The following is a 10,866-nucleotide window of genomic DNA, read 5'->3' on the forward strand; positions in this document are numbered from 1 at the left end:
CTCGGTCACCGCCGGTGGAGCCTATGATGGCGCTCGCCGGCGGTCTCGAACCGGTGGCGACCACCGGCTCACCTGCCGTGACGCCATCGCAGGCCGTGGAGCGGAAGCAATCATCCCGCCCCGCCGGAACGCAAAGCCGTGGAAGAAGGATAGTCCCGGCGCGGCGAGCCGCAACGAAGCCCTGCGTGCCATCGGACGCGTAGGCCGAACGATCTGGAGGAAGCGGAGCGGGTACGATCGCCGAAGCCGCGTCGAAACCAAGGTGAATTGTATGAAACTGCTCGGTCAGAAGCTGATGTCCCGCGACTTCGATCGCCAGACCGCCGAGCTCCAAACGCGCATCGCAATCCTCAACCGCTTCACCGCTCTCGGCATCCCCGTCACACAGCCCGTTGGCTAACTTCAGGCGGGAAAAGGGGCCGTCCGACCTTCAGCTGCTTCGTCCGACAGCCCGGTCCTGACCCTAATGCCGCATCCCTACTTTGGGTTGTCATATCGGTACAGCAGGGGTCTGGCTGTGAGAGAACATGGCTGCGCCTTGAACTGGCAGATGCGCCCGGAGAATATTCCCCGTGTCGGATTCCGTAACGTAGATTGCATTGGCCTGCGAGGGTGAGAAGGCGACGTTTGTTGTGGTCAAACCGCTACTGCTGGTGATCCGATACAGTGGCACGCCCATATGTGAAAATCCCCAGACGCAGCCATTACCGGCATGGGCAATCCAGAGCCCGCCCATCGTATCGCGTGCCATCCCGTCCGGCCCTGAAAGCCCTCCTGAGAGTTGCAGAAAAACTCCTACCTTGGAGACCGAACCATCGGCCATAAGAGGCAGCCTCCAGATGCTGTTCCCACGGGTCATCGCGACGTAAAGGGCGTCCTCGGACGCGTTCAGCACCAAGCCGTTCGGGCTTTGCCCAGTGTCGATCAGTAGATCGAGCCGCTCCGATACAGGGTCGTAACGATACACACGACCATTCGGCATGTGCATTCCGCTCTGCCCCTGATCCGTGAAGTAGAGAACGCCATGGCTGTCAAAGACCAGATCGTTACACCCTCGGAAATGCTCAGAATGCCGATGGGTAATGATTGGAATGATTTCACCAGAGCTGGGATCGAGCTGGAGGATGCCATGCCTGTAATCCGCGAGCCATACGGACCCATCTTTGTGGATCTTCAGGCCATTCGGCCAGCCGTCGTACTGAGTGACAAGCAACCACTTTCCTTCGGGTGTAATCCTGAACACGCGGCCGTAGGGGATATCTGTGACCCAGAGATTTCCATCCGTGTCGAAGCTCGGCCCCTCAAGGAAACCGTCTATTTGACGACCCGGCTTGTTCGCAGCCGCCCAAGAGGGTGACGTGCCTTTGATACGAAACTCCTCTGGCATCCTCGTCCAGATTTCGGCTTCCAAGATCTGGGGCATTGGATAAAGGGACATGGCCGCGTTGCTCCGGTCAGACGGTGATCTGGTCAACAAGTCGTTTCTGGGCTTCGGCAAGGGCTGCGGTCAGCTCGGGATGCCGATCTTCGCCGAAACGCGTGATCAGGCCGGAAACGGCAATGGCACCCATCAGCCGCCCGCCGCGCGACAGGACGGGCATCGCGATCGCCGCGACCTCGGCGTCCCGTTCGCCGAGCGAGATCGCAAATCCAAGCTTGCGGATCGTAGAATCACCCTCCGACTGATCACCTGAGTAGGCCAGTAGTATCTTCCCACTTGCCCCTTGCATAAGCGGCATGCTGGCCCCCTCCGTGATCGAATGTCGTATCGAGCGTGCAGGCTCGCTCCGGAACAGGCAGATACGGCTCTCGCCTTCGCGAACGTAGTAGGATGCGGTCTCCTGCGTTGCATCGGAAAGAAGCTTCAGTTCCGGACGCATGATGCCTGCCAGATCGAAGCAGCGGCGGTAATGCGCCCCCAAGCGCCAAGTCGTGGGGCCAAGCCGATAGCGCCCGGAATCGCCGCGAATCAGGTAGCCGAACTTCTCGAGTGAAACGGCAAGCCTGATGATCGTACTTTTGTAGAATCCGGACTTTCTGGCGAGTTCGGCGAGGCTCAGGTCCGTCTCCCCGGGTGTGAAGCAATCGAGTATTTGCAGTGCCCGGTCAACGGCTTCGACACCTTTGGCTTCCGTCACTGTGCACCTTCCTTGCTAAAAATTTGACATATCACCAAATTCTATATTAATGTTCTATCAGGCGCAATAACGTTCTATCAGACAGAACGTTTGGGATCTCTGGGAGGAGAACATGTTCCACACATTCCGAGCGATTGTATTGGCTTCTACCGTCGTGCTGACCTCGACTGCCGCCAGCGCGCAGGGCATAATTTTCAGCGGAGTCTCTTCGACTTCGGACGATTATCAGCTGGGCGTGGTATGGTCCGGGATCGCCCGCGACGCGGGGATCTCGATGACGGTGGTGGAGAACGGCACGGTCTCAGGCATGCGCAAGGCCGCCCAGGGTGAGGTCGATATGGTGGGGGTGGGCGCCCCGCACTATCTCGATGCTCTCAACGGGACCGGCAAGTATATCGAGGATCCGGAGCGCCTCCGTGAAGGCTATGCAGATATGAAGGCGATCCTGGCGATGCCGGTCGGCATGGCACAGTATGTCGCCCGGGCCGACAGTGGAATTGAGACCTTTACGGACTTTGCAGGCAAGAGGGTCGGGATCGGCCGGCCTGGCGGCAATGCCGGCGAAGTCACCCAAACATTGTTCGACATTCACGGCATCGATGGCGAGGTGGACGCCCAGTCCATAGAGTACGGACCCGCACTGGAACAGATGGCCGCCGGAACCATGGACGCAACGCTTGTATGGGGCTCTATCCCAACGGCGGCAATCGATAATGCATCCCGGCAGATGAACTTGCGCTTTGTCTCGCCTGATCCCGAAACGCTCGACGCGTTCAAGGACGCGATCTCGAACGGAGAATACTACGTATACCAGAAAATCCCCGCGGCCTCGATCGAGAAAGCTTATGAGGGCCGCGTCGCGGCGGATGAGGATGCCTATGCCTGGACGTTCCCCTACCAGGTGATGGTGCGCGGCGATGTCGACGAGGACACCGTGTACGAACTCACCAAAGCACTTTGGGAAAATATCGACGCGGTCAACGCCGCCTCTGTGGGGCTGTCTCTAGTGACGAAGGATAGCGCCCTCGAGGCCCTTTCGGCCGAGCTGCATCCCGGGGCCGCGCGCTACTACAAGGAAGCCGGCCTAATGTGAGGGCGTTGCCGGCGGCCGCCGCGTGCGTCCACTTGCAGCACCGCCGTGGCACAAGAGTGCACCGGAAGCTCATCCCCGCATTACCCAGGAGACCGGAAGATGGTTCCGACCTTCACACAAGGTGTGCGCGCGTTGCTGCCCGGAAACACCGAAGATCGCCCCATATTTCTGGCCGCGCAGATTGCCGGCTTGATTGCCTGTACCCTCATCCCCGTTTTCATCGTCTATACGCAGCTGTTCGGCCGTTTCCCCTCGGAGATCCAATACGGCACTGTCCTGTACTTGGGGCTGATCGCAATCTTCTGCCTGAATCCCGCAATGCGTGGTGCTGATGATCGCCGGACATGGCTGGATCTGGGGCTTTCTCTCCTGCTCATCGCCGGTGCGACATTCGCCTATGCATACTTCACGGATCAGTACGACGAGATCGCGGCCAATCGCGAAGGGCTGCCGAACACTTGGGACCTTTGGTGTTACGGTGTCGGAACGGTCGTGGTGATTGTGGGGGCGCATCGCGCAGAAGGGTGGCTGCTGACCGCCGTGGTCCTTCTGGCTGTCGTCTATCTCCTGTTCGGCCACTTGATGCCTGGCATCCTTGAACACCGTCCCTTTTCACTCGATCGGGTTCTCGAGATTTCATACGGGTATCGCGGCATCTTTGGTGTCGCTCTCGGGGCCGTCGTCGATATCGTGCTGATCTTCGTCATTCTCGGGGTGGCGCTTCGGCTTACAGGTGCCGGCGAGTTTTTCAACGACATTGCGCTCATGCTGACACGCGGCCAGCGGTCGGGGCCGGCACAATGCGCGATCATCGCCTCGGCGCTGTTCGGATCGATCAACGGGTCCGCGCCGGCCAACGTGGCGTCGACCGGCGTCTTGACTATCCCGATGATGCGGCGCGCGGGCTTCTCCGGCCGCTTCGCCGGAGGCGTCGAGTCGACCGCCTCCTGCGTCGGGCAGATCATGCCTCCCGTGATGGGTGTCGGCGCGTTCATCATGTCCGACGTCACGGGCATTCCTTATGTTACGATCATGTTCGCGGCGCTCGTTCCGGCGCTGCTTTACCTGTTTTCCCTCTCGGTCACGGTCGCGCTCGAAGCTGGTCGCTTGCAGCTCGATCCGCTTTCGGACGAGGCCCCGGTATGGGACAGCAAGATGTGGAGCCGCGCAGCCCTGCTGGTCGTCGGCTTTGGCACGCTTCTCTACATGCTCTTCTCGGGTTATCCGGCGGTCTATTCCGGGATGATTGCAACGGGCGCGATCCTCTCTCTGGGCATGATCCTTCCGGACACGCGCCTCTCGCCACGGAACTGGACGGTCTTCATCGTGGACAGCGGCCGGGATGGCCTTTCGGTGCTCCTGTCCTGCGCTGCGATCGGCATCGTGATCGCTGCGATTTCCTCGACAGGTCTTGGAATCAAGTTGAACCAGGAAATTACCGCGCTCGGTGACCAGAACCTGCTGGCCGCGCTGATCCTTGCGGCGTTCTGCTCGATCGTGCTCGGCATGGGCCTGCCCACGGCCGCCTCTTACCTTATGGTGATCTTCGTGGCCGGCCCCGCGATCATGGATCTCGGTGTCTCCCAACTCGGCACCCATCTCTTTGTGTTCTACTACGCGGTGCTCTCGGCGATCACGCCACCCGTGGCTCTCGCCGTCTTCGCGGCGGCCGCGATTGCTAAGGAGAATCCGGTGGCTCTCGCGCTGAACGCGTTGCGACTGGCCTCTGTGGGCTTCGTGTTGCCGATCGCCTGGGTGTTCCACCCCGAGATCGTTATTGGAACACAAGGCACCGGATTCCTTGCCGCGATGGGCTACGTGCCATTCTTGCTGATCGGCATCGTCGGCCTATCCGCGTGCCATGTCGGATACTTCGTCCGACGGCTGTCCATTGCCGAAAGGCTTCTGCTCGCCGTGGCAGCCTGCGCAATACTTGGACCGACGCTTACCTGGAACCTCGTCGGTGCACTCCTGATCGTCTCGATCTTCGCTGCTGCCTATTGGAAGGCCCGCCATGTCCAAACCGCTTGAAAACGTCCGCGTCCTGGATCTTACCAACGTGCTGGCCGGACCATTCTGCTGTCATCAACTGGCCCATATGGGCGCCGAGGTCATCAAGGTAGAGGCCGTCGGCCGCGGTGACCTCGCTCGCCAGCTCGGTGCTGATCCGGACCTCAACTCAAGGAACATGGGGGTCTCTTTTCTCGCCCAGAACGCCGGGAAGAAGTCGGTGACCGTCAATTTAAAGCATCCCGACGGCAAGGCGGTCTTTCTGCGCCTGGTGAAGACGGCAGACGTGGTGGTCGAGAACTTTCGGCCGGGCGTGATGACCCGGCTCGGTGTGGGCTACGAAGAACTGAAGAAGCTCAAGCCCGACCTTGTCTATTGCGCCATCTCAGGCTTTGGGCAGGAAGGTCCGTGGGTTCATCGTCCGGCCTATGACCAGATCATCCAGGGTGCTTCCGGGGTCATGTCCATCACTGGCGACGAAGAGAGCGCCCCGCTCCGCGTGGGCTACCCCATCGCCGATACGGTCGGAGGCATGACGGCAGCCTTCGCTATCGCCGCGTCCCTCAATGGTACTCCCAAAGGAGGTTTCCTTGACATCTCGATGCTGGAATCGGTGTTGTCGACGATGGGGTGGGCCGTCTCCAACCATCTGATCGCTGGTCAGGAACCTCGCGCTCACGGGAACGAGAACCCGACCTCGGCCCCATCCGGCGCCTTCGAGGCCGGCGGCGGACTGCTCAACATCGCCGCCAATAAGGACGAACAATGGGTCCTTCTGACCAATCATCTGGATCTCGCTCACCTGCGCGATAGACCGGAATACGCCACGCGCGAAGACCGGAAGAAGAACCGCAAGGCCTTGAAGGGCGAGATCGAGGAGGTGCTGAGAACCCGTCCTGCACGCGATTGGGCGGAGGAACTGAACAGGATCGGTGTTCCCGCCGGGGCAATCCTGTCGGTCCCGGAAATCCTCTCGGTGCCACAGATTGCCGATCGCGGCTTCCTCTGCACCTTTGCAGAAGTCCCAGGCGTCGGGCGCGACATCCAGGTCGTCACCACCGGCATCAAGGTGAACGGGAAGGCCCCGACGGTTGCGGATCCACCGCCGCAGCTTGGCCAGCACAATGAGCAGGTCTGGCGCGAGCTGGGACTGTCTGACAGCGAGATGGAAAACCTCAAGTACAGCGGGGCAATATGACCGACGCGCACAACGATGTCTCTGATTGGTGGACAACCTCGATCATCGACATGGAACCGGGGAAGATCTTCTTCCGGGGGCATCCGATCGAGCAGCTGATCGGCAACGCATCCTTCCCGGAAATGATCTGGCTGATGACCCGGGGCGACCTTCCGACCGCCGGCCAGGCGGCGCTTCTCGACGCCGCTCTAGTCGCGGCCGTGGATCATGGCCCCCAGGCGCCGTCGATCGCCTGTGCCCGGATGGCCGTCACGTGTGGCTTGCCACTTAACAACGCCATGGGTTCGGCCGTAAATTTCCTCGGCGACGTGCATGGCGGAGCGGGCGAGCAGGCTGTGGAACTCTACCAGAAGATCGACGCCGAGGGCGGGCCGGATGCCGTTCCCGAAATCGTCCGCCTCTGGCGCGAGAGCCGGGGCAAGTACGTTCCCGGCTTCGGGCACCGGTTCCACAAACCGGTCGATCCCCGGGCACCGCGCCTCCTCGGTCTCGTCGACGAGGCTGCTGAAACTGGGGACGTCGATGGCCGCTTTGCCGCTATCGGTCGCGCCGTCGAGGCGGAACTTGGTCGCGGCAGGAGCGCCCCCGTGCCGATGAACATCGATGGGGCAACGGCTGTCATCTTTGCCGAACTCGGGTTTCCCGCGCCTCTCGCTCGCGGAATATTCTGCCTGTCCAGATCGGTGGGCATTCTCGCCCACGCTTGGGAGCAAAGCCAGCAGGGTGGCCGGAACAAGGGGCCGACCCCACCGGCCTATCGATGGACCTATGACGGGCCGCCACGCGGCGGCGCGTCCAGCTGAACCCCGACATCCAAGTTCAATAAAGGAGGAGACCCCATGATCATCCAACGCACACTTCTTGCCGCGACAATGGCGTTTGCCGCAGTGCCACTGGCAGCCCAGGAGTTCACGCCCAACAGCCCGGAATGCATCGCTCCGGCCAACCCGGGCGGTGGCTGGGATTTCACCTGTCGGCAGGTCGGCAGAACCCTGCAGGACCTCGACTTGATTCCGGGCGCCATGCAGGTCGTGAACATGGCCGGCGGGTCGGGCGGCGTGGCCTTCGCCGAGGTTGTCAACAAGCGCGACACCGACGACGATCTGATCGTCGCGGCCTCGTCGGCGACGGCTACGCGGCTGGCGCAGGGAGCGTTCCCCGGCAATACCATGGACGACGTACGCTGGTTGGCATCGGTTGGTGCGGATTACGGCGTAATCGCCGTCGACGCCGATAGCGAATTGCAGACGCTTCCTGACCTGATGAACCAGATCAAGGAGGATCCGAGCTCAATCGCGATCGGTGGAGGCTCTGCTGTCGGCGGTTGGGATCACCTCAAGGTCCTGATCGCTGCGAGAGAGGCCGGCGTCGAGGATGTCCGTCAGGTTAAGTACATCGCCTTTCAGGGTGGTGGCGAAGCCGTCACCCAACTTCTCGCCGGATCACTGCAGGCGTTCACGGGAGATCTGTCCGAGGCAACCGGTTTCATGGAGTCTGGCGATATCCGCGTTCTCGCCCTTCTCGCGCCGGATCGGCTTGAGGGTGAGTTTTCGGACCTGCCTACCGCAAGAGAGCAGGGGATCGACGCTGTGGGCGCCAACTGGCGGGGCTTCTACGTGCCGGGCGGCATGAGCGACACCGCCTATGATTACTGGGTCAACACCATGTCGACGCTCTATGATAGCGAGGAGTGGAAGACGGTGATGGAGAACAACGGCCTCGCGCCGCTCGACCTTCAGGGTGAGGAATTCCAGAACTTTGTGCAGGAGTCGATCAGCGAGATCGAGGGACTGTCGCGCGAAATTGGTATTATCCAGTAACGCAAAGATGGTTGAGGGCGCCGGGTAATCAGTCCGGCACCCCACACAGATCTCGTATTCACTACGGAGGTGTCTCAATGAGCGACCGCATCCTCGGCGGAATCGGCCTCGCACTGGCGATCTTCTACGCCATCAGCGCAGCTATGATCCAAGAAAGTTTCATGACTGATGCGATCGGTCCTAAGACCTTTCCTTACATTATTTCGGCAGTGATCGCTATCGCTTCACTGGTGTTCATCTGCAGGCCGGACCCGAACCCGGCCTGGCCGGCGCTGAACCGGCTTGCGGAGATCGGTTTCGCTGTCGTGGTGACTATGCTGTACGCTTGGGTTTTGCCCGAGCTAGGCTTTCTGATCTCCACGGCCCTCGCTGCCGGATATCTCACCTGGCGGCTCGGTACGACGCCCCTCGCTTCGATTTTGGTCGGAGTAGGCACTTCTGTCGGTATCTACGTCGTCTTCCATCTCGTCCTCGGCCTATCGCTGGCCGAGGGTCCGCTCGGCTTTTAGGAGATCAGTCATGGACGTGCTCTCTTCCCTCGCTGACGGCTTCGCAATTGCTCTGACTTGGCAGAACCTCGGCCTGGCGCTCCTCGGTTGTCTGCTCGGCACCATAATGGGGGCGCTACCCGGGCTCGGTCCTTCAAACGGGGTCGCCATTCTAATTCCGCTGGCCTTTTCGCTGGGCCTTGGCGCGACACCATCCCTGATCCTGCTGACATCGGTCTATTACGGTGCGATGTACGGGGGGCGCATCTCGTCGATCCTCCTCAACATCCCTGGCGACGAACCGGCGATGATGACCTGTCTCGACGGCTATCCCATGGCGCAGCAGGGGCGCGCTGGCGAGGCTCTGGCGCTCTCTGGCGTGGCCTCCTTCGTCGGCGCCTTCTTCGCGACATGGGGACTCGTGTTTCTCGCTCCGCAGCTCGTGAAGGTGGCGCTTCTGTTCGGCCCGGCCGAATACTTCGCACTTTTCACCCTGGCCTTTGCAACGCTCGGGGGGGTCGCCTCGTCGAACCAGGCCAAATCGGCCTTCGCCGCCGCGCTTGGACTCGGGATTGCGATGATCGGTGTCGACCAGCAGACGGGCGTGCCGCGTTTCACTTTCGGCGAAGTGCATCTCTATGACGGCATCGACTTTCTTGTCGCGATCGTCGGTCTTTTTGCGCTCTCCGAGGTGTTCGTCTTTCTCGAACATCGCGAGGACGACCCAAGCAAGTCGACCAAGGGCAAGATGACCATTGGACGTATCTATCCCGGCTGGACGATGCTGCGTTCCTGCATTCCCACAATGGGGCGCACGACCGTGTTGGGCTTCATCGCAGGCGTCCTACCGGGTGCGGGCGCCTCGCTCGGATCGTTCATCTCGTATTCGGTGGAAAAAAGGCTGGTAGACCGCGACGGAACCTTTGGCAAAGGTGACCCCCGCGGCGTCGCGGCGCCCGAGACCGGCAACAACGCGGCGGCAGGAGGTGCCCTCGTGCCAATGCTCGCGCTCGGAGTCCCCGGCTCCGGTACGACCGCGGTGCTACTGGCTGTCCTGCTGTCGCTGAACATCACGCCCGGCCCGCTGCTATTTCAGAACAACCCTGATGTTGTTTGGGGTCTGATCGCAGCGCTCTTCATCGGGAACTTCATGCTGCTCGCGCTCAACATCCCGATGGTCGGATTGTTCACCCGGGTGCTTCTGGTCCCTCCGCGCATCCTTATGCCGATCGTCGCCATGATATCATTTGTGGGCATCTATGGCATTTCGGGTTCGAGCTTCGATTTGATGGTGATGGTGGGGTTCGGAGTTTTGGGATGGGTCCTGCGAAAGCTCGACGTCCCTCTGGTTCCTATTATTCTCGGTATCCTTCTTGGGAATGAGATGGAGTCGAACCTCCGTCGCGCGTTGAGCATATCCAATGGAGATTGGCTGACGCTTGTAGACTCGTGGCTGTCTATTGGTCTCTGGGCCATTGCGATCATTGGGTTCGTGCTACCAATCTTCCTCGGACACGCCGTCCGGAGAAAAATGAAGAGCGAGCAGGAAGAGATGATTGGAGACTGATTCGAGCTGACCCTGAACCCCCAGCCCGTAGTGTCGATCACGCGATCCGGGCTGGGCTGGATCCCGTTGACTTATCCGACTCAAGTTTCTTAGAATGCCCGCGTCGGCTCCTAGGATCAGGACCCATTGATTTCGATTAGGTGGGGTGATTCACGGCTGGAAAGCGAGCGGTGAACATGTCTAATCTTTATTGGCTGAGCGACGCTCGGATGTCGCGCCTGAAGCCTTACCTTCCGAAGCCCCACGGCAAGCCACGCGTCGATGACAGACGGGTTCTGAGCGGCATTATCTTTATCGATCGCAACGGGTTGAGGTGACGCGGCGCGCCGAAGGAATACTGGCACCGCAAGACGCTTTACAACCGTTGGAAACGCTGGAGCGATAAGGGCGTCTTCACCCGGATGATGGCCGATCTGGCTGCCGAGCACGGCGAGAAGAAAACCGTCATGATCGACGGTGAGGCCCAAGGCGCCACTGGTCCGAGCCCCGGCCGAACGAGCTCAAGGCGCACAGAACGGCGACCAGCATGACCGCGAAAAAGGGGGGCGTGGC

The 10,866-nt window shown here is 60.7% G+C and carries 10 protein-coding genes and 1 pseudogene; 9 read left to right on the forward strand and 2 right to left on the reverse strand.

The genetic code is table 11. The annotated features are described in order from the left end of the window. Positions 1–400, forward strand: a 400-nt coding sequence (locus tag LX81_RS21075; protein WP_373280308.1) for a transposase, incomplete at its 5' end; no start/stop codon positions are given. A gap of 90 nt (positions 401–490) precedes the next feature. On the opposite strand, the gene LX81_RS21080 is transcribed toward LX81_RS21075, so the two are convergent. Continuing rightward, positions 491–1,438 (reverse strand): SMP-30/gluconolactonase/LRE family protein, encoded by a 948-nt coding sequence (locus tag LX81_RS21080; RefSeq protein ID WP_111539217.1) that lies wholly within the window; start codon positions 1,436–1,438, stop codon positions 491–493. 16 nt (positions 1,439–1,454) lie between these two features. Continuing rightward, a complete protein-coding gene (locus LX81_RS21085; protein ID WP_111539218.1) occupies positions 1,455–2,138 on the reverse strand; it encodes an IclR family transcriptional regulator in 684 nt (227 codons plus the stop codon). 112 nt (positions 2,139–2,250) lie between these two features. Here LX81_RS21085 and LX81_RS21090 point away from each other — a divergent pair, with 112 nt between their 5' ends. From LX81_RS21090 to LX81_RS21125, 8 genes and pseudogenes are all read left to right on the forward strand, one after another. Next, the gene (locus LX81_RS21090) at positions 2,251–3,231 is read left to right on the forward strand and encodes a TAXI family TRAP transporter solute-binding subunit (protein WP_111539219.1); all 981 of its coding nucleotides are present in this window, start codon (positions 2,251–2,253) and stop codon (positions 3,229–3,231) included. A gap of 99 nt (positions 3,232–3,330) precedes the next feature. Beyond that, positions 3,331–5,262 carry a TRAP transporter permease gene (locus LX81_RS21095; protein ID WP_111539220.1) on the forward strand — a complete coding sequence of 644 codons (1,932 nt, stop codon included), beginning with the start codon at positions 3,331–3,333 and terminating at the stop codon, positions 5,260–5,262. Further along, on the forward strand, positions 5,246–6,439 hold the full coding sequence (locus tag LX81_RS21100; RefSeq protein WP_111539221.1) for a CaiB/BaiF CoA transferase family protein: 1,194 nt from the start codon (positions 5,246–5,248) through the stop codon (positions 6,437–6,439). The genes LX81_RS21095 and LX81_RS21100 overlap by 17 nt, the downstream gene beginning before the upstream one ends. Then, positions 6,436–7,242, forward strand: a complete 807-nt coding sequence (locus LX81_RS21105; RefSeq protein WP_111539222.1) for a citryl-CoA lyase — start codon at positions 6,436–6,438, stop codon at positions 7,240–7,242. Before LX81_RS21100 ends, LX81_RS21105 begins: the two co-directional genes overlap by 4 nt. A 36-nt stretch (positions 7,243–7,278) precedes the next feature. Continuing rightward, on the forward strand, positions 7,279–8,259 hold the full coding sequence (locus LX81_RS21110) for a Bug family tripartite tricarboxylate transporter substrate binding protein (RefSeq protein WP_111539223.1): 981 nt from the start codon (positions 7,279–7,281) through the stop codon (positions 8,257–8,259). 77 nt (positions 8,260–8,336) lie between these two features. After that, positions 8,337–8,768 (forward strand): tripartite tricarboxylate transporter TctB family protein, encoded by a 432-nt coding sequence (locus LX81_RS21115; protein WP_111539224.1) that lies wholly within the window; start codon positions 8,337–8,339, stop codon positions 8,766–8,768. Between the two features lie 10 nt (positions 8,769–8,778). After that, on the forward strand, positions 8,779–10,314 hold the full coding sequence (locus tag LX81_RS21120; RefSeq protein ID WP_111539225.1) for a tripartite tricarboxylate transporter permease: 1,536 nt from the start codon (positions 8,779–8,781) through the stop codon (positions 10,312–10,314). A 176-nt stretch (positions 10,315–10,490) separates the two neighbouring features. Next, positions 10,491–10,866: pseudogene (locus tag LX81_RS21125) on the forward strand (transposase); the annotation flags it as partial.

Origin of the sequence: Palleronia aestuarii (assembly GCF_003253995.1) — a bacterium.
Lineage (GTDB): Bacteria > Pseudomonadota > Alphaproteobacteria > Rhodobacterales > Rhodobacteraceae > Palleronia > Palleronia aestuarii.